Annotated in this window: 16 protein-coding genes; 10 read left to right on the top strand and 6 right to left on the bottom strand. The window is 48.2% G+C overall.

All coding sequences use genetic code 11. The features are described from left to right. Window positions 1-26: 26 nt before the first annotated feature. Both ABD846_RS05580 and ABD846_RS05570 read right to left on the bottom strand, forming a co-directional pair. Window positions 27-1,583, bottom strand: a complete 1,557-nt coding sequence (locus ABD846_RS05580; protein ID WP_344823624.1) for an Rne/Rng family ribonuclease — start codon at window positions 1,581-1,583, stop codon at window positions 27-29. Window positions 1,584-1,884: 301 nt separating this feature from the next. Then, window positions 1,885-2,736 (bottom strand): tetratricopeptide repeat protein, encoded by an 852-nt coding sequence (locus tag ABD846_RS05570; protein ID WP_344823619.1) that lies wholly within the window; start codon window positions 2,734-2,736, stop codon window positions 1,885-1,887. A 146-nt stretch (window positions 2,737-2,882) separates the two neighbouring features. On the opposite strand from ABD846_RS05570, the gene ABD846_RS05565 reads away from it, so the two are divergent. The 7 genes from ABD846_RS05565 to ABD846_RS05535 all read left to right on the top strand — a co-directional run bounded on the left by ABD846_RS05565 (window position 2,883) and on the right by ABD846_RS05535 (window position 9,707). After that, window positions 2,883-3,836, top strand: coding sequence for a methylenetetrahydrofolate reductase (locus tag ABD846_RS05565; protein WP_344823616.1), 954 nt, complete (start codon window positions 2,883-2,885; stop codon window positions 3,834-3,836). 67 nt (window positions 3,837-3,903) lie between these two features. Continuing rightward, window positions 3,904-4,938, top strand: a complete 1,035-nt coding sequence (locus ABD846_RS05560) for a tryptophan 2,3-dioxygenase family protein (protein ID WP_344823613.1) — start codon at window positions 3,904-3,906, stop codon at window positions 4,936-4,938. 29 nt (window positions 4,939-4,967) lie between these two features. Then, on the top strand, window positions 4,968-5,741 hold the full coding sequence (gene rfbF / locus ABD846_RS05555; protein ID WP_344823610.1) for a glucose-1-phosphate cytidylyltransferase: 774 nt from the start codon (window positions 4,968-4,970) through the stop codon (window positions 5,739-5,741). Between the two features lie 21 nt (window positions 5,742-5,762). Next, entirely contained in the window at window positions 5,763-6,845 is a 1,083-nt protein-coding gene (rfbG, locus tag ABD846_RS05550) for a CDP-glucose 4,6-dehydratase (RefSeq protein WP_344823607.1), read from the top strand. Next, the gene (locus ABD846_RS05545; RefSeq protein ID WP_344823605.1) at window positions 6,846-7,868 is read left to right on the top strand and encodes a GHMP family kinase ATP-binding protein; all 1,023 of its coding nucleotides are present in this window, start codon (window positions 6,846-6,848) and stop codon (window positions 7,866-7,868) included. Window positions 7,869-7,881: 13 nt separating this feature from the next. Continuing rightward, window positions 7,882-8,592, top strand: coding sequence for a nucleotidyltransferase family protein (locus ABD846_RS05540; RefSeq protein ID WP_344823602.1), 711 nt, complete (start codon window positions 7,882-7,884; stop codon window positions 8,590-8,592). Continuing rightward, window positions 8,589-9,707 carry a glycosyltransferase gene (locus tag ABD846_RS05535; protein ID WP_344823599.1) on the top strand — a complete coding sequence of 373 codons (1,119 nt, stop codon included), beginning with the start codon at window positions 8,589-8,591 and terminating at the stop codon, window positions 9,705-9,707. The genes ABD846_RS05540 and ABD846_RS05535 overlap by 4 nt, the downstream gene beginning before the upstream one ends. Window positions 9,708-9,778: 71 nt before the next feature. On the opposite strand, the gene ABD846_RS05530 is transcribed toward ABD846_RS05535, so the two are convergent. Then, entirely contained in the window at window positions 9,779-10,339 is a 561-nt protein-coding gene (locus ABD846_RS05530; RefSeq protein ID WP_344823596.1) for a hypothetical protein, read from the bottom strand. Between the two features lie 72 nt (window positions 10,340-10,411). Between ABD846_RS05530 and ABD846_RS05525 the strand changes: the two genes are divergently transcribed. Then, window positions 10,412-11,911, top strand: coding sequence for a hypothetical protein (locus ABD846_RS05525; RefSeq protein ID WP_344823593.1), 1,500 nt, complete (start codon window positions 10,412-10,414; stop codon window positions 11,909-11,911). Here the strand turns inward: ABD846_RS05525 and ABD846_RS05520 are convergent. From ABD846_RS05520 to pruA, 3 genes are all read right to left on the bottom strand, one after another. After that, window positions 11,908-14,571, bottom strand: coding sequence for a DUF5686 family protein (locus ABD846_RS05520; protein WP_344823590.1), 2,664 nt, complete (start codon window positions 14,569-14,571; stop codon window positions 11,908-11,910). The genes ABD846_RS05525 and ABD846_RS05520 overlap by 4 nt on opposite strands. A gap of 143 nt (window positions 14,572-14,714) precedes the next feature. Beyond that, window positions 14,715-15,473 (bottom strand): Bax inhibitor-1/YccA family protein, encoded by a 759-nt coding sequence (locus tag ABD846_RS05515; protein ID WP_344823587.1) that lies wholly within the window; start codon window positions 15,471-15,473, stop codon window positions 14,715-14,717. 62 nt (window positions 15,474-15,535) lie between these two features. Then, window positions 15,536-17,170, bottom strand: a complete 1,635-nt coding sequence (pruA, locus tag ABD846_RS05510; protein ID WP_344823584.1) for an L-glutamate gamma-semialdehyde dehydrogenase — start codon at window positions 17,168-17,170, stop codon at window positions 15,536-15,538. Window positions 17,171-17,346: 176 nt separating this feature from the next. On the opposite strand from pruA, the gene ABD846_RS05505 reads away from it, so the two are divergent. Both ABD846_RS05505 and recJ read left to right on the top strand, forming a co-directional pair. After that, the gene (locus ABD846_RS05505; RefSeq protein WP_344823581.1) at window positions 17,347-18,732 is read left to right on the top strand and encodes an FAD-dependent oxidoreductase; all 1,386 of its coding nucleotides are present in this window, start codon (window positions 17,347-17,349) and stop codon (window positions 18,730-18,732) included. Continuing rightward, window positions 18,710-20,428, top strand: a complete 1,719-nt coding sequence (recJ, locus tag ABD846_RS05500) for a single-stranded-DNA-specific exonuclease RecJ (protein ID WP_344823578.1) — start codon at window positions 18,710-18,712, stop codon at window positions 20,426-20,428. Before ABD846_RS05505 ends, recJ begins: the two co-directional genes overlap by 23 nt. Window positions 20,429-20,437: the final 9 nt, after the last annotated feature.

Below are 20,437 nucleotides of genomic sequence, written 5' to 3'. Positions count from 1 at the left end.
GCCGGGAGAAATGTCTTTCAAACTGATTACAGGTTGATGCTGTCGTCCGTTTTCTCGTCGAAGAAACGGTATTGTGTCATCGGATAGCTGTTGTCTGCAAGCACCTTAAGACGTGTTTTGTACTGTTTGCTCCATTTATGGCGCAGTGAGCTCCAGAACCAGCCTTTGGTCAGATACGCTTCCACGATCGGGTGTACACGAAGTGTCAGTTCGCGATGTCCCTGATCTACCAGGTAACTCAGGTCTTTCTCAATATTATCGGAAAGCAGGATGGTCGGTCCTATTTTACCGGTGCCTTTACAGGTCGGGCATTCTTCCGAAGTATTGATGTTCAGTTCCGGACGCAGGCGTTGACGCGTGATCTGCATCAAACCGAATTTCGAGATGGGCAGAATGGTATGGCGTGCACGATCCGGTTTCATAGCCGTTTCCATAGCTTCCAGTACCTGCCGCTTGTTCTCGGGCAGCTTCATATCGATGAAGTCCACGATAACAATCCCACCAAGGTCACGCAGGCGCATTTGCCGGGCAATTTCTGCTACTGCTTCCAGGTTGGTGGCGAGTGCATTTTGTTCCTGACCGGCGTCGGCGCTGCGGGTGCCGCTGTTCACATCAATGACATGAAGGGCTTCCGTATGCTGGATGATCAGGTACGCACCGCTTCCCATGTTCACGGTCTGACCGAAAGCAGCTTTTACCTGTTTGGCAACACCGTATTGTTCGAAAATGTTATTGTTGCCGCTGTGATAAGAAACGATATCTGCTTTCTCAGGGGCAATTCGCGCAATGTATTCACGGGCGCTGTCCGCAATTTTTTTGTCGTTGGCTACAACACGCTGGAAACTTTCATTGAGCAGGTCGCGCAGGATAGAAGTGGTCTTGGTTTGTTCTCCTAATACCTTCTGGGGAGCCTTCGCGCCTTTCAGGGTATATTGCAGGTTCTGCCAGGTTTTCACCAGTTCCTCCACATCTGCGTGCAGTTCTTCCGTTCCTTTTCCTTCTGCAGCGGTACGAACGATCATACCGTAATTGCGGGGCTTCACGGCTTCCACGATCTTTTGCAGGCGCTTACGCTCTTCTGCAGAGTGTATTTTCCGGGAAACAGAAACAGAATCGCCGAAAGGCGTCAATACCAGGAAACGGCCGGGCAGTGAAATTTCACAGCTGAGGCGTGGCCCTTTTGCAGAAATAGGTTCTTTCAGTATCTGAACGAGTATTTCCGGTTTCTGGTGAACAACTTCCGTGATTTTTCCGGCTTTTTGTATCAGCGGTTCGACCCTGAATTTGCTGAAATCCGGTCCCCAGGAAGTATTCCCGTCTACGGATTGTTTGGCAAATTTAACCAGCGATTGAAAGTAAGGACTCAGATCGGTGTAATGCAGGAACGCATCTTTTTCGTATCCTACGTCTACAAAGGCCGCGTTGAGACCGGGCATCAGTTTTTTGATCTTACCCAGATACAAATCTCCGACGGCGAAATCATCCTTTCCTTGTTCGTAATGTAGCTCTACCAACTTTTTGTCTTCCAGCAACGCGATTTCCACCGTATCGCCGGAAGCATTAATAATTAGTTCTTTAGTCATGGCTACCGTCGTTTAAAAAAATAAATCCTCCATTGATCCCAATGCTGCAAGGGATAATATAAAAGAGCCTCCCTGTGTACTCTCTGTCGCTTTACAGCTTGAAAGAATACACAAGGGGACTGATTATAAATATGATGCAGATTGAAAAACCGGGCAGATATGCCCAGGTTGGTACAGAATCGTACTAACTATTTATTTTTTTTATGACGGTTTTTTCTCAAACGCTTTTTGCGTTTGTGCGTAGCGATTTTATGACGTTTTCTTTTTTTACCACAAGGCATAATCTAAATAATTTAATTTGTTATTTAAAAGTTTTTATGTACTCGTCAATATCCTTTGCGAACTCAGGATTTTTGATCAGTTTTTTGCAATCCTGCAAAAGCGCAATCGCTTTTTCTTTTTCTCCCGTTCCCTTCAGTGCTTCTGCCAGTCCCAGCATCGCTTCCAGGTTTTCAGGATCATTTTTCAGTACGGTTTCAAAACGTTGCTTGGCTTTGTCAAACTGTCCCGATACTAAACCCTGTTGTCCCAAAAGCAGGTTTGCCGCTTTGTTTTCAGGGTCTTTATTCGTGATTTCTTTCAACAGCACCACACCTTTCATTGCTTCGCCTGTTCCGAAATAGCATTCGGCAAGGCTGATTCTTGCAGAATCGTTACCCGGATTTAACTGAAGTAACTTTTCAAAACCGGCAATTGCGTTGGCTGCTTCCCAGTGCTGCAGGCCTTCTTCGTGTTCTTTCCGTGCCAGGTCCAGCAACAATTGGGCGGCAAAGGTGAGACTTTTTTCCGAATTTGCCAATTTTGCAGATAAGTAATAATAATAAGCAGCAAGGGGCAGGTTTTTGTGCTCCTTGTAGATATCGCCCATTTCCTGGAAAAGTGGTTGCATCTGGCTGGAATCATGGGTCGACTGCAGTTGTCTTTCCACTTTCTGGAATGACGCCAGCGCATGCTGCGGAAATCCGCGTTTTACGGCGTTCTCAAATGAATCCAGGTCAAGCGAAGCTGCCTGCATCTGCTGTTGCATCGGACCGCGCCCGGACATCGGGCCTTCCTGTCCTTTAGGCGGTGGTGGTACTCTGTTCGCGCCGAAATATATACCCGCGGTAACAAGTGCGGCTACGGCTATTGCAATGATCGGTCTTATGGACACCTTGACTGATTTTTAAGGATATGGACCGCAAAAGTAGCCTTTTTCCGGCTTACCCCTGGTTTTACCCATATCCGGCTTTCAAAATAGTCGGTATAGTTCGTCGCGAAAGTTTATTTTTACGCGCTTTTTATCAATAATCATCCCAGATGAAAGTTACGGAACACATCAGACAGGCATCCAAACCCATCATTTCTCTTGAAATCTTACCCCCGGCTAAAGGAAAAGGTATTGATTCTATTTTTAAGGTGCTCGACTCATTCGTTGAGTTCAAACCATCTTTTATCAATGTTACCTATCACCGGGCTGAGCAGGTATTTAAGAAACGTATGGACGGCAGTTTCGAAAGGGTGGAGATCCGTAAACGTCCCGGCACTGTAGGCATCTGTGCGGCCATCATGAACCGCTATAATATTGATGCAGTGCCGCATATCATCTGCGGGGGATTCAGTAAGGAAGAGACAGAAAATGCATTGATCGATCTGCATTACCTTGGCGTAAGCAATGTGCTTGCCCTGCGCGGGGATGCTGCTGCAAACGAAAAGTTTTTCACGGCACACCCCAACGGTCACCGTTATGCCGAGGAACTTGTGCGCCAGGTAATGGAACTGAACCAGGGTAAATACCAGGAGTCGGATATCATCGATGGTCTGAAAAGCGATTTTTGCGTGGGTGTGGCCGGTTACCCGGAAAAGCATCTCGAAGCGCCGAACCTGGAAACGGATATCTATTTCCTGAAACGTAAAATCGATCTGGGTGCCGAATATGTGACCACCCAGATGTTCTTCGATAATAGCCATTATTATCATTACGTGGATAAATGCCGCGAGCTGGGTGTTGATGTGCCGGTGATTCCGGGACTGAAACCCATTACCTCCAAGCGCCAGCTGAGCGTGCTGCCCAGCGTATTTAACGTAGACATCCCACTGGAACTTACAAAAGAGATGCTTGCCGCAAAAACGGATGAGGCGTGTGAACAGATAGGTGAGGAGTGGCTGCTGACGCAATGCCGCGATCTGCTGAAAAACAAAGTGCCCATTCTGCACTTTTACACACTGGGTAAACCGCACGTAATTCAGAACGTACTCAAAAAGCTATTCTAAACAAATACATATTATCGCGAAAAGAAGTTCGGGATTAAATTTGTACTCACTAAAACAGACGAAAAATATGCAGGACCTAAAGCAACGAAAACCTGTTTACTACAGCGAATATCTGCAACTGGATAAAATCCTGAATGCCCAGTTCCCGGAAAGCACAAAAGAAGGCATCAAAGCAGACGATGAGATGCTGTTCATTGTGATCCATCAGGCGTATGAGTTGTGGTTTAAACTCGTATTGTTCGAAGTGAACATTGTCTGCGATATTTTCCGTCAGAAAGAAATCTCCAACAATTCTCCCGATATATACAATGCTGTGCACCGCATCGGGCGCGTGTGCAAGATTCTTGAATTATGCGTGCAGCAGATGTCGATCATCGAAACGATGACCCCGCTGGATTTCCTGGACTTCCGCGACCTGCTGCGCCCGGCCTCGGGTTTCCAGAGTATCCAGTTCAAGATGATCGAGGCAAAGCTGGGGCTGGCTTATGACGCGCGTTTCGGAAAAGGTTATTACCTCTCACAGCTCAATGAAGCGGATATCAATCGCGTGAAGCAGGCTGAGGCTGATGAGTCGTTGCTGGTGTTGCTGAATCGCTGGCTGGAGCGTATGCCGTTCGCAGACTCTGTGGACTACTGGAAGGAAATGGGCGTGGAATCGTTCTGGGATGTGTATGAAAAGGCGTATCGTGAAAGCCTCTCCGAAAATGAGCAGGGCAACCTTGCCACATTTGAAAAGCTGTTTACCAATTCTGTAGCTTATCCTGAGGGACGCAGTTTCAGTCGTGCGGCCAACAGAAGCGCATTGTTCATTATGCTGTATCGTGATCATCCGATGCTGCATCTGCCGTTCGAACTGATCAGCTATCTGCTGGAGATCGATGAAATGCTTTCCATGTGGCGCCATCGTCATATTCATATGGTACAGCGTACCATCGGAAAGCGTGTGGGTACGGGTGGTAGCACCGGTGCAGACTATCTCAAATCGGCAGCTGATACACACTATATTTTTAAAGAGGTTGCGGAGCTCACTTCCTTCCTGCTGCCCAGGAATATGGTTCCTGTGCTTCCGGAGAAACTGCGTGGCGATCTCGGCTTCAAATAACATACACTCACCAGAAAAATAACCTGACAATGAAAGTTGTTCTGTTTGCCGGAGGACGCGGCACCCGTATATCAGAAGAGTCCATTCTTCGTCCCAAACCTATGATCGAGATCGGCGGTAAACCGATTCTCTGGCATATTATGAAATCGTATGCCGCATACGGGCACAATGAGTTCATCATCTGTCTCGGTTATAAGGGCTGGATGATCAAAGAATATTTCATCAACTACTTTATGCACAACGCGGATGTGACGGTGGACCTCGCGAGCAATTCCATCGAAGTGCACCAGCAGTTTGCCGAGCCGTTTAAGGTGTCGCTGATCGACACGGGGCTGGATACCATGACAGCCGGCCGTTTGCGCCGCGTTTTGCCTTATCTCGGTAATGAAACTTTTATGCTCACTTACGGGGATGGTCTTTGCAACGTGGATATCAATAAACTGGTAGATTTTCACCGCTCAACCGGCAAGATCTGTACCATGACGGCGATCCAGGCCAACAGTCGTTTCGGAGTGATCAACATGGAGGAAAGCGGCTCAATCAACGGTTTTGAGGAAAAGCCCGCCGATAGTGGCACCTGGATCAACGGAGGATTTTTCGTGATCGAGCCGGGTGTCAAAGATTATCTGCACGCAGATGCAGATGATATCATGTGGGAGCGGCAGCCGATGAATGATCTGGCACGTGATGGTCAGATCGCTGCTTATCGCCACCACGGTTTCTGGAAGTGCATGGATACCATCCGCGAGAAAGAGGAACTGGAGGAAATGTGGGCAACAGGTGCTGCCTGGAAAAATTGGTAAAGAAGCTTATTCATATTGATCATGCTGGAACTATTAAAAAAGACATTTGCCGGAAAGAAGGTATTCCTCACGGGGCACACGGGTTTTAAAGGTGCGTGGATGCTGCAGGTGCTGAACTGGCTGGGAGCCGAAGTACAAGGCTATTCCCTTGCTCCGGAAAATAAAAATGATCTGTACAATGAGATCGGCGGAGAGGAACTGTGCCGTTCTTCTGTGATTGCCGACGTACGCGATCTGAATCGTGTGCAGACGGAACTGGTGCGTTTCGAACCTGACTTTGTTTTTCATCTCGCAGCACAGGCATTGGTGCGTCCGAGCTATCAGGAACCTGTTGATACGTTTGCTACCAATGTGATGGGTACCGCGCATGTGCTTGAAGCGATGCGTCGTCTGCCGGGACGTTGTACCGGCGTGATGATCACTACGGATAAGGTGTATGAAAATCCTGAACGCGGACAGGCATTCCGCGAGGAAGATAAACTTGGCGGGCATGATCCTTATTCTGCCAGTAAAGCAGCCGCGGAGATTGTGATTGCATCTTATATACGTTCTTTTTTCAGTGAGGCTGATTTTTCAAAACATCAGAAATCTGTGGCTTCTGTTCGTGCAGGAAATGTGATCGGCGGCGGTGACCGCTCTGTCGATCGTATTGTGCCGGATATCGTACGTGCAATCGAGTTCGGAGATAAAGTAACCTTGCGCAACCCTTCTTCTGTCCGTCCCTGGCAGCATGTGCTGGAGCCCATAGGCGCTTATCTGCTGCTTGCGGCGCGCATGTACCAGCAGCCGACGGCATACAATGCTGCTTTTAATTTTGGCCCCGATCATACCGATGAAAAAACGGTAGAAGATCTGACACGCATTTTCCTTTCTGTATTTCATCAGGAAGATGCCTACCAGAAAAACACAGATACCACGGCAGTGCACGAAGCGCGTTTGCTCATGCTCGACAGCACCAAAGCAAAAGAAATCCTCGGATGGACACCGCGTCTTTCCGCAGAAGAAGCAATACGCTGGACTGCAGAATGGTATGCAGACAAGTCGCAGAGTGCCGCACAGAAATGTACCCAACAGATTCAGACTTACTTCGAAAAGTTTCAATAAATGATTTACCGGAGTAAAGCACCTTTACGTATAGGTCTGGCCGGTGGAGGTACAGATGTAAGTCCGTACTGCGATCAGTACGGAGGTGCCATCCTCAACGCTACAATTTCCCTGTATGCGTATGCAACAATAGAATTGCTGCCATCCTCCGATATCATCATCGATGCGATCGATCGCAACGAACAGGCGCAGTTTACTTTGCAGCCGGTGCTTCCGGCAGACGGACATCTCGATCTCGCAAAAGGCGTCTATAATCATCTCGTACAGCACTATGGTGCCATGCCGCAGGGGTTCCGGCTCACTACATTCGTGGATGCTCCTGCCGGTTCCGGATTAGGTACCTCATCCACGTTGATGGTAGCAATCCTCGGGGCATTTGCCGAATGGCTTTCGTTACCGCTCGGAGAATATGACATTGCACACATGGCTTATGTGATCGAACGGGAAGAACTGAAGATGGCCGGCGGCAAACAGGATCAGTATGCCGCTACATTCGGAGGTGTGAATTTTATGGAGTTTTTTGCGGATGATAAGGTGATCGTAAATCCGCTGAGTATCAAACCGCAGTATCTGCAGGAACTGGAGAATAACCTGATACTGTATTTTACTGCCACCAGCCGCTTGTCTTCCACCATCATAGAAGCCCAGAGCCGGAATGTGGTGGATAAGAATCAGGAATCCATAGAAGCGATGCATCGGCTGAAGGACCAGGCGCGCATGATGAAGGAAGCTTTGCTGAAAGGGAATGTGGATGAGATCGGGCATATTCTGGATTACGGATTCCGGTACAAAAAGCAAATGGCCCAGGGAATATCCAACGAGAAAATGGATAGCATTTATGAAGCGGCTTTATCTGCCGGTGCAACGGGTGGAAAGATCAGTGGTGCAGGCGGCGGCGGCTTTATGATGTTCTATTGTCCCGACAATACGCGTTATGCTGTAAAACGGGCATTACAAGGCTACGGCGGGGAATTCAGAGACTATCAGTTTACCGGAAAAGGACTGTCCAGCTGGCAGGTCTGAAATTATTAGCATTATGGAGTGTATCATTTTAGCGGGAGGTCTGGGAACACGCTTACGCAGTGTGATCGGCGCACAGCCCAAATGTATGGCCGAAGTTGCAGGGAAGCCCTTCCTGTTTTATCTTCTCGACTATCTTGTGGCACAAAAATGCTCCCGCGTAATACTATCGCTTGGCTATATGCACGAAGTGATCACCGGGCATCCCGGTCTCAGGACTTTCCCCTTGATAATTGATTTCGTCATAGAAAAAGAACCGCTCGGGACAGGCGGAGGAATCCGGCTGGCCATGAACGAAGCGCGTGAAGCTAATGTAGCGGTGATCAATGGGGATACAATGTTCCAGGTGGATCTCTCGGAAATGCTGAGGTTTCATGAGACGCGGCATGCCGAAGTGACGCTGGCGTTAAAACCTATGGAGGATTTCGATCGCTATGGCGCCGTAACGATCGACGATCAGCAGCTGATCACTGCTTTCCATGAAAAGGCTTTTCGCGAAAGCGGACTGATCAACGGTGGTGTATACATTATTGAGAGAACCAGTTTCCTTGCGAAGACAAAGGATGGCGTATTTTCTTTTGAAAAGGAATACCTCGAGCCTTCAGTACCGCTCAGGCGGCTGGCCGGTTATCGTGCCGATACCTATTTTATCGATATTGGCATACCTTCGGATTTCGAAAAAGCCCAGCGCGATTTCCGCTCCGGTACCATAAGCAAGCAACCATGAACATCATCATACTCGGATCGGCACATCCCCTGAGAGGCGGTGGCATCGCCACGTTCAACGAACGCATGGCTTATGCGCTGCAGGAACAGGGACACCAGGTGACGATCTATTCTTTTTCCCTTCAGTATCCTTCTTTTCTGTTCCCGGGCAAATCCCAGTTTACAGACGAGCCTGCACCTGCCGGACTCACTATCAGGAGTGTGATCAATTCAATCAATCCGTTCAACTGGATATACTGGGGTAATAAGATCAGAAATGAGCGGCCGGACCTTGTCATTGTGCGGTATTGGCTCCCATTTATGGGGCCTTGCCTCGGCACAATTCTCAGACGGGTACGCGGTAACGGTCATACCCGTATTGTCGCGATCACGGACAATGTGATTCCGCACGAACAGCGACCGGGAGATATGCAGTTCACGAAGTACTTCTTAAAACCCTGTGATGCGTTTCTCACCATGAGTAAAGACGTGCTGCAGGACTTAAAGCAGTTTACGGATAAGCCGGCATTGTATACGCCGCATCCGCTGTATGACAATTACGGTGCGCCGGTAACCCGTAGTGAGGCACTGATAAAGCTGCGTTTGCCTGAAGAACGGAACTACCTCCTGTTCTTCGGATTTATCCGGAAGTATAAGGGACTCGATTTGTTGCTGGAAGCATTGGATGATCCGCGTATCAGAGGGGGTAAGACCGATCTGATTGTAGCCGGGGAATTTTATGGCGATGCCTCTTTTTACACTGATATAATCCGGTCGAAAGGATTGGAAGGCCGCGTGCATTTGTTCACGGAGTTTATTCCAAACGATCAGGTGCGCTATTACTTCTGTGCGGCAGACCTGATTGTGCAACCTTACAGAACTGCCACACAGAGTGGCATTACGCAGATAGCCTATCATTTCGAAAAGCCGATGGTTGTGACGAATGTTGGCGGGCTCGCCGAAAATGTTCCCGATGGCAGGGTAGGTTTTGTTGCCGATCCCACACCGGAATCCATCGCAACCGCCATCGACCGGTTCCTGCAATTACCGGATCACTCTGTAATGCACGCTTCCCTTATTCTCGAGAAGCAAAAATACTCCTGGGAAAACTTCGTGGCGCGATTGCTGTCTGTTTGAACTGCGTAGTTTATAAAAAAGGCTGCCTTATGGTGAAGACAGCCTTAATATGCTATTATTGTCTGTATTGCTTACAAACCTGCAACCAACGAGTAGTTCACAATTATCTGGCAATGCAGCGGAGCAGTCACAGGTTTTCTTGTTTTGCCGCTGATGCGGTAAGAAAATGTGTTTGCACTCAGAAAGTAATCTTTCAGTTCCAGTTGGTCGTTCACCGGCAGATTCAATACATAAGCTGTACTGTCCGGGTTATTATCCACCTGGGCAAGTGCTGTGTAGGTAGTATTCACATTGGATTTTACTTCCAGTTTGCAGGATTGCAGGGCAGAAAAATTATTGTCTGCAGTTCCGTTGGTTAATTTCAGCTGGCAGGATTTGATGTGTACTTCCTTTACGTTTTTGGAACTTACTTTACTGTTTTGGGCAGAGATCAGGCTGTCCAGGTTCAGGTATACATCGTTGGATTCAATCACGATATCGATCAGGCTGCTGGTAGCCGGAATATCAAATTCACCGTCCTCGTTCTGGATGTTCAGCGTCACTTTGGCAAGATCCTTCAGCTTATTACAGGAACTGAGGGTAAAAAGGCCGATGGCCAGCAGGGTGAGTGTAGCGCGTAAAGTGTGTTTCATATATGTTTTGTTTGATGCAAAGGTACTCAAAACGATCATATACGAAAATCCTCTAAAGAACGTTTTGTAGTGATGCGCGCGGCAAAAAGTGTAATTTCGCACGAAACGGTGCAGTCCGATACTACTATTACCATGATCATACTCAGAAACAGTTTGTTTGTATTAATGCTCGCTTTCATCGCCGGAGTTGCGCTTTCCGGCTGTAAGAAAAAGGCTTTGCTGACAGACGGCGGAGCTTTGCGTTTTTCGGCGGATACCTTGCTCTTCGATACCGTATTCACCTCAGTAGGCAGCGCCACCTATAAGATCAAATTATACAACGACCAGGATCAGCCGGTAACCGTAAGTTCTGTGCGGCTGGAAAAGGGAAGCACTTCTCCGTTTCATCTGAATGTAAACGGTATCTCCGGCAATGAAGTCACCCAACAGCGCCTGGCAGCGCACGATAGCATGTATGTATACAGCACGGTGACTATAGATCCCAATTCAGATCTGTCTCCCTTTCTTGTAGAAGATAAACTCATTGCCACGCTCAATGGAAAAGACTTTACAGTGCCCGTTGTCGCGTTCGGTCAGAATGCCCGTTACGTATACGACACCATTGGTACGGAGACATGGGACAATCGGCTTCCTTACGTGATACTGAACAATCCCAACGTAACGAAGGGCAGCGTGCTGACGGTGGAAGCCGGCACGCGCATTTATGTTCACCCCAACTCCCGTCTGTTCATTGAAGGGTCGCTGATCATCAACGGTACCAAGAATGACAGTGTGGTCTTTCAGAGCGACCGTATCGACAGGTCTTATTTCTCTTACCTGGATCTTCCCGGGGAATGGGGCGGACTCTACTTTACAAGTGACAGTAAGAACAATCGGTTGCGCTGGGCCATTATCAAGAACGGCGGAGCTTCCACCTCTCTTACTTTTTCAAACGGCACTACAGCTTATGTGCAGCCGGCAGCTATCCAGGTAGACAATAATACATTGGTTTCCGATCCCGCCGACGGCGTTCTTATTGAGAACTGCTCTATTCAAAACGCTTTTGGTTATGGCCTGCTGACATTCGGCGGTAAAGTGAAAATGCTGAATTCACTTATTACTACCTGCGGTTCGCAGAACATTGGTGTGTATCAGGGGGGCAACGTCGACTTCAGTCAGTGCACATTTGTAAACTATGGCAGCCGCTGGGTGACGCATTCCGACGCTCCTGTCGTAAGTCTCCTGAATTATCTTGATACCAGCAATACAGGTTTTATTCCCGGTGATCTGAAAGCGCGGATGCGCAATTGTATCATCTATGGTTCGCTCGATGATGAATTGATCTGCAATAACAAGAATGCCGGCATTACTGCATTTGACGTACAAATTGAAAATTGCCTGGTCAAAGCCAAGAGCTATAACACGGCCGTCACCTTCCTGAATTGTATTTTCAACACCGACCCGTTGTTTGACGATACCGACAAATGGAACTATCGTCTGAAAGACGGATCTCCTGCGAAGAATGCCGGCATGGCTCCTTTGTACGGGTCCAATCTGGATGATCAGGGACCATCTAACATAGGGGCATATTAAAAGCCGACGCGGAAGCTTCCGAAGATACCAAACCTGTTTTCCAGAGGCTCGTTTGCAAGCGGATGTGGCGCCACACGCCATACGAAGTCGATCCGGAACAGCTGGAATATATTATCGACACCCGTACCTATTTCCACGTACGGAGAAGATTGCAGGGTTTTGAATTCAAACCCTTTATTCAGATTCAACGCCTTGTTTTCTGGCGAGAGTGAGCCGATCGCACTTTTCAGGGTCCAGAACTGGCGCAGCTTTACACGCTTCAACAGAGGAACGTAGCCAAATAAACCGCTGCCGATATTGTGCTCGAACATAAATCCGGCATACGTGTCGCTCAGGAATTCAAACCGGTTCATCATGCTGAATGCATAAGGACTGTAGTAATAATAGTCGTTGCCCGGATGCACTTCCAGCAGCGGGTACGGCAGCACTCCGAAATGTTTACCGGCAAAAAAGTTGTAGGAAATCGTTCCCAGATGCGGCAGATGCAGGATGTCTGAAACATTCATGGTGAGTTTGTGGTATCCGTAGTCGCTGCCCAGCACGCCTTTAAGCCCTACTGCATACCGGAGCGATACGATGGGGTATTTACTGCCCAGGCTCAGTCGGTAGTAATCTCCTTCAAGGAATTTCTCTTTGTAGGCAAACCGCAACCGGATACCTACTTCCGTATTGGTCACATGATCAATCGTCTGACCATTATTGTCCTGAAATATACCGGCTGAGGGCAACGGATCGTAAGGATTAAAGTCTTTACGCAGCAAACTCAGCTCATGGCTGAATCCATTGAAATATTCTTTGTAATACTCGGCACGCAGATCTTTTACAAACGCGAGTTTAAACGGAAGGTAACGTTTGCGCAGCATATTACTCAGGAAGTTGTCTGTAGCGGCTTCCGAATAGTAGCTGATGCTGCGATCCAGATCTGATGTATAGGATACATACAGCCGCTCTCTCGGGTGTCTGTTGATGAGCCACAAGCCTGCCAGTTTGTATTTAAATCGTTTATCTGCGGTACCATACGCGAGGTACCCGTTGAGGTAAATATCCCTGAATAATTTGGGATTGGTTCCCATGGAAAAGCGGAAGCGATTTCCCTCGATCGGGTTGTTGTTATATACCGACCAATAAGGGCCGAACTCAAAAGGCCCGAAGTTCTGCGTACCCTTCGTGAGAAACAGGATAAAGTTTTTTGTGCGGTTGAAGATCGGCATGGCATTCAAAGTGTCGATCGTGGCATAGATGGCCTTCTCATTTTTATCCAGCGAATCATGTCTTGCGGATGCCCAGTATTGCGCACTTTTTTCCCTTGCGTCTTCCAGTACGATCACATCCTGTTTCAGTTTTTTGTCGTTTACGAATTCCGCGACACTGCTGTCATTCAGCAGGATGTTTTTGTAAGAGGTGGTTTTGCGGCCAATAAATCCGGGCATTTTTTTACCACCGTAAGGCACCGTAAAATCTGCAATGAATTTATCCTTCACATTGAACCAGAGCGTATCTCCCACCGGCGCAAATTCCTGGTACAGGCTCACGCGGTTCACCAGGTTCAGGTTGGCGTTTTTAGAAACATCCAGGCTCACGCGCTGCAATGCATAAACAGAATCTGCAATCCACATATCGCCGACGAAACAGTTCTCTGCATCGCGCCTGGGTTCAAACTGCACGAGAATCAGCCGGTATCCGTAAGCGTATTGGGTGTCCCTGATCTGGTAACGGTAATAAAACGGAGCATTATTATTTACCGGACTTACGAACTGCCTGCCGAACACATCGATGAAGTTATTGTACAGGTTGATCTGCTGGTACATGCCTCCGAGGAACTGCGTTACGCTTTCATTGTTGACACCCTTTACTTCGCTCGCTTTCACGATCTCTTTGTTCTTTTTCGGATTGCGCTGAAAATAGTAATCCGATAAAGTTTCCGTGAGGAACAAGGGAAGAAAAGGCGTTTCTTCCGAGAAAGAATCCACGTTGTTGAAGATAAACGCAAAAGGTTTCATCATCGGAATTTTCTGGAACTGTTCGCGTGTCATTCTTACCAGATCCAGTTCGAGCTTATTGTACAACTCGTATTTATAGTTGATATACTTGTCCGGATTGTTTTGAGGTTTGCTGCGGATCACTTTTTTGACAAGCGCGATAGCGGGGTCTTCTCCCGGTCGTATAATCACTTCCCTGAGCAGATTGTCGGAGCGGGATAATTCAAAAGACAGGATAATTTCCTCACCGCTTGTATCAATACGCCGGAACAATGTTTTATAACCCAAAGCACTGATGCGCAAACTGTCGTTGGGGATAGAAGCCGGCAGCCAGTCGAAGCTTCCGTTAAGCTCTGTGGCAATGCCTTCCGCACTATGCGGGAACAGCAGCTGTGCAAATGGGATACCTTCACCGGTATTGAAATCACGGATGATTCCCTTTATGTGTTTCAGATGTTTCGCAGCAGCAATACTACTGTCGGAATGTTCGTTGCGCCGGAGCAGGGAATCCGTAAATAACCGGAGCCTTTCTCTTTCCGCTTTGATTTCCGGTCGCGCGAGTATCTCGGCCGCCTGCTCATCAAGCGATTTTAAGCCGGTATTCTTTCTCTGGGCAAACGCAGTGGTATGCCGGAAAAAAATAAGGAGTAATAGTGATAGTAGTAACAGGAATCGCCGCATAGTCATAGTGTCCTCAAGCCTTTCAATCGTTCATTCTTCTCAAAATAATGTTTTTATACCAAAAATGGAGCCACACGTGGTAAAGGCAATAAAAAAGCCGCCCAACGGCGGCCTTTTAGATTATTGTTTGAAAATGCGATTGTTTAATCTCTGCGTGAACCGAATAAACGAAGCAGGAACAGGAAGATGTTGATGAAGTCGAGGTAAAGCGTCAACGCGCCCAGGATCCCGATCTTTTTACCGTCGTAAGCGGAAATCTCTCCGTATTCCACACCGGTGCCGATGTTCTTCAGTTTCTGTACGTCCCATGCGGTAAGCCCTACAAACACACCCACGCCTACAATACTGATCAGGTAGTCCAATCCGCTGCTATGCATGAAGAAATTGATCACCATAGCAACAAGGATGCCTATCAGACCCATTGAAAGAATGCGGCCGAATGAAGTAAGGTCTTTCTTCGTTGTATAGCCCATTACTGCCATCACCCCGAACATTACTGCTGCGGAAAGGAAGCAGGAAATAACCGAACCCGCAGTAAACTGGAGCAATATGAAGCTGAAGCTGATTCCGTTGATAGCAGAGTATGCGAGAAACAATGCCACGAGGGCTCCATAAGACAGGCGCTGAAAAGCGAAGCTCATCATCATAACGAAGCCGATCGGAGCAAGCATCACCGCCCAGCCCAGGATACTGAGCCCGCCACGGCCCGTAGCCGGATTGAAATGCACCAGCGCACTCAGCAAAGAAGGGGACGAAGCGAAAAGAAATGCGAAGACTGCGGAAATTCCAAGCGCAGCGAACATCCACAGGAACACCTGAGACATATACGTCGCAGACGCTGTTTTACCAACGTTGATCGTTGTTTCCTCCACGCGGTAATCCGAAAAATTGTGTGTACTCATTGATTGAATCAGATTTGATAATACTGTAAATTAGTTCATATTTCGTTCAGGCTGTGTTAAAACTAATCTGCCTGATGAAACGGATAACGGTAATCTGTTACCGGTACATACGTTTCCTTGATCGTACGGAAGCTCAGCCAGCGATAGAGATTCAGCGGAGCACCGGCTTTATCATTCGTTCCGGATGCACGCGCGCCACCGAATGGCTGTTGTCCTACCACAGCGCCGGTCGGTTTGTCATTGATGTAGAAATTACCTGCAGCATTCGTGAGTTTCTGCGTCATGGCCTCAAGTGCGTAGCGGTCCTGTGCAAAAATAGCACCGGTAAGTGCGTAAGGGGAGGTTTCATCCACCACTTTCAGTGTTGCCTCCCATTGGTCTGCCTCATACACGTGGAGGCTCAGGACGGGTCCGAACAACTCTTCGCACATGGTTACATATTTCGGATCGGATGCCTCAATAACAGTAGGCTCTATAAACCAGCCTTTGGATTTATCGTAGCCGCCGCCGGCAATAATTTTGGCTGCACCATTGCTGTTTTTGACATTGTCGATATAAGATGCCAGTTTGTCGAACGATTTTTCGTCGATCACCGCATTTACAAAATTGGTGAAATCATCCACAGGACCCATTTTCAGGGTTTTGATCTCTGCAATCAGTTTCGATTTGATTTCTTCCGCGAGATTGGAAGGTATGTAAGCGCGTGAGGCGGCAGAGCATTTTTGTCCCTGATATTCGAATGCGCCACGCACCAGATTCGCCACCACGGCATCCGCGTTGGCGGTAGGGTGTGCAAATACAAAGTCTTTTCCACCTGTTTCGCCTACAATACGCGGATACGTTTTGTATTTGCCGATGTTCGCTCCGATTGTGCTCCATATCTGCTGAAACACGCCCGTAGATCCGGTAAAGTGAATGCCGGAAAAATCCGCATGATTGAAACATACGTCACCGATTTCGCTTCCGGAAGGATAGATCAGGTTGATCACACCTGCAGGCAATCCTGCTTCGATCAATATCTGCATGAAAATAGAAGCGGCAAGCACCTGCGTATTGGCCGGTTTCCATACGACTACATTACCGCACATCGCCGGAGCTGTCGGAAGGTTTCCGCCGATAGCTGTGAAGTTAAAAGGTGTGATCGCCACCACGAAACCTTCCAGCGGACGGTATTCGATACGGTTGTTGAAGCCTTGCGGAGATATCGGTTGCTCGCTGTAAATATTGGACAGGAAATGCACATTGAAGCGCAGGAAGTCGATGAGTTCACAGGCACTGTCGATCTCTGCCTGGAACGCATTCTTGCTTTGTCCGAGCATCGTTGCCGCATTCATCACAAAACGGTATTTGGTAGCAAGCAATTCTGCAGCTTTCATAAAGATGGAAGCGCGGTGTTCCCATGAGGTGTTGGCCCAACGTTCACGCGCTGCAAGCGCTGCTTCGATAGCCTGATTGATATGACTTCTGTCACTTACGTGGAACTGTCCGATCTCATGAGCGGTCTCATGAGGTGCACGCAGCGTAAATGTTTTATTGCTGCGCACTTCCTGGCCACCGATGTACATCGGGATATCATGGGTTTTGCTTTTCAGTGTTTTCAGGGCTTCCTGCAACGCTTTGCGTTCGCGGCTTCCGGGAGCATAGGAAAGTACCGGTTCGTTTACGGGTTGATGGTAATGAAAGTGTCCGTTATGCATAAAATTATATTGTTTACAATAGGAGATGCAAAGGTAATCCGCATTTTATTAAAGCCGCTGATAATATGGTTAAAAATGGCGTTTCCGTAAGTTCGTAAACATCATATCTATATTTTTCGATTCATTCCCTCTTTTGCAAATAGTCTGTTACTTTTGTTCCGCAAAAATCAAATGATATGTCCAGATCTGTCACCATCCTGGGAGCCGGCCTCGTTGGCTCGCTGCTCGCAGTGATTCTCAGCAAAAAAGGTTATAAAGTCACGATATACGAACGTCGTCCTGATATGCGCAGCGCACGTATCGCAGCCGGTCGGTCGATCAACCTTGCTGTGAGTGTGCGTGGATGGAATGCGCTGGAAATTGCCGGTATCAAAGAGGCGATAGAACCGATCGCTATCCCGATGTTCGGACGCAGCCTGCACATGCCCGACGGAAGTGCTGCTTACCAGCAATATGGTAAAAACAACGAAGCAATTTATTCTGTCAGTCGCGGTGAGCTTAATAAGAAACTGATGACCGTTGCAGAAGAAGCGGGGGCAACTATATTCTTCGATCATCGCTGTACGCACGTGAATGTGCATACCAACGAACTGACTTTCCAGCATGAGGATAAAGAAGTGAAAGTACAGGCCGATCTGCTGTTTGGTGCGGATGGCGCATTCTCTGCATTGCGCAGCGGCTATGTTACTGCAGACCGCGTGGATGCTTCGCAGTTTTATCTTGCGCATGGTTACAAAGAACTTACTATTCCGCCGGCGGAAGACGGTGGATTCCGCCTTGCAAAAGAAGCATTGCATATCTGGCCGCGGCATAATTACATGCTGATAGCTTTGCCTAATACCGACGGAAGTTTCACCTGCACGCTTTTCTTTCCGTTTGAAGGGGCGGAAGCTTCGTTTGCGGCATTGAAATCGGATGCCGACGTACAGGCGTTCTTCCTGAAGAATTTTCCGGATGCAGTAGAGCTGATGCCTACACTGCTGGAAGATTTCCGGAACAACCCTACAGCTTCTCTGATCACTACCCGCATCTTCCCATGGCATATGGGTGATAAAAGCGCATTGATCGGAGATGCAGCACACGCGATTGTGCCTTTCTACGGACAAGGTATGAACGCCGGTTTCGAAGATTGTACGGTGTTGCTCGGCTTGATGGACGAGTACGGTGACGACTGGGAAAAAATATTAGGTGCGTACGAGCAAAAGCGTAAATGTAACGGTGATGCAGTCGGCGAACTGGCGATCATGAACTTCGTGGAGATGCGCGATAAAGTTGCAGATCCTGTGTTCCTGGAAAGAAAGCGATTGGAAAAAGAATTGGGTAAAATGTTCCCCGAACAGTTTATCTCCATTTATGAAATGGTCTCCTTCAGTCATACACCCTATGATACGGTGATGAAATGTATCAAGGCCCAGGATGCACTTCTGGAGCGCGTAATGAATGTCCCCAACCTTAAAACCATTTTTGAGACCGCCGCTTTTGGTGATCAGTTGAAGGATTGGGTTGCTGCATACCACACTTCCGTAAAAGACCTGGACTTTGGCCCTGCCGCTCGTAAATAGACGCTGGGTACTGAAACCTGCCGATTCCCGCAAGGTGGATGATCTGCATCAGGCATTGCAGATCCATCCCGTTCTGTGCCGTCTGCTTGTGTTGCGCGGCATCGATGACTACGAAGCCGCCAGACGCTTTTTCCGTCCGGAGCTGGGTATGCTGCACGATCCTTTTCTGATGAAAGGAATGGATAAGGCAGTTGCGCGGATAACTGAGGCTGTGGAGTGGCACGAACGTATTCTTGTTTACGGAGACTACGATGTGGATGGAACCACTGCCGTGGCTGTGATGTACTCTTTCCTCCGACAGCGTGAAGGCACCAATGTATCTTACTATATCCCGCACCGTTACCGGGAAGGATACGGTATTTCGAAGCAGGGTGTTGACTTTGCGATTGATAACGGATATACGCTGATGATCACGCTGGATTGCGGGATCAAATCGGTAGACCTGATTGCATATGCGCAGTCTAAGGGCGTGGATGTGATCGTCTGCGACCACCATACCCCCGGAGCGCAGATTCCCCCCGCTTACGCGATCCTGAATCCGAAACAGGAAGATTGTCTTTACCCTTACAAAGAACTTTCCGGATGCGGGATCGGCTTTAAGCTCATCAGCGCGCTGGCGACTGCATGGAAACTTGATAATTCCACGGTATACCAATACCTGGATCTTGTTGCAACAAGCATTGCGGCAGATATCGTTCCGGTAGACGGCGAAAACCGGCTCCTGGCTTATTTCGGTTTGTCGAACGCAAACGATAATCCGAGCCTTTCGATCAAAACCCTGAAAGATATATCGGGACTCAGTAAACGGATCTGCCTGTCGGATCTGGTTTTTGCTATCGGTCCGAAGATAAATGCCGCCGGGCGTATGGATGATGCCCGCAAAGCTGTGGACATGTTCATTGAACAGGATCCCGGGAAAATTTATGCGCTTGCAGGGGAATTGATCTCTGATAACGACGAGCGTAAGGAAGTGGATAAAGCGATAACGGAAGAAGCGATGGGTATTCTCGAAGGCGATCCCTTGCTCCCGCGTAAGGTTTCCACCGTTTTATACCGCGAAAACTGGCATAAAGGAGTGGTGGGCATTGTCGCGAGCCGGTTGCTTGATTATTGCTACCGTCCCACGATTATACTTACCGGCAGCAGCGGAAAGATATCGGGCTCTGCCCGGTCTGTACAGGGGTTCAATGTATACGAAGCATTGTGCGAGTGTGCCGATCTGCTGGAGAATTTCGGAGGACACTTCTACGCCGCCGGTGTTACGCTTAAAGACGGTAAATACGGAGAGTTTGTACAGCGCTTTGAAGAAGTGGTTTCGCGCCGTATCGACAGACGCCTGCTGACGCCCGAAATCGCGATAGATGCGGATATTCTGCTGGAGGACATAAAGCCCGCTTTTTATAATATCCTCAAACAATTCGCACCTTTCGGCCCCACCAATATGCGTCCGGTTTTTCGCGTGAGGCATGTATGGGACTATCAGAACGGAACGCGCATTGTAAAGGACCAGCATATCCGTTTCAGCGTACATAACCGCAGGGGGATTATTATGGAGGGAATCGGATTCCGCCTTGCGGATAAATTCTCATACACACAGGCAGGCCCGTTTGACATCGTGTTTACGCTCGACGAAAATGAATTTAACGGCAATACCGCACTCCAGATGAGAGTGATCGATATATTACCTGCGCAATAAAAATTGATT

This window comes from Rurimicrobium arvi (genome assembly GCF_039540495.1).
Classification (GTDB): domain Bacteria; phylum Bacteroidota; class Bacteroidia; order Chitinophagales; family Chitinophagaceae; genus Rurimicrobium; species Rurimicrobium arvi.
This window is presented reverse-complemented; position numbering and strand designations above follow the sequence as displayed.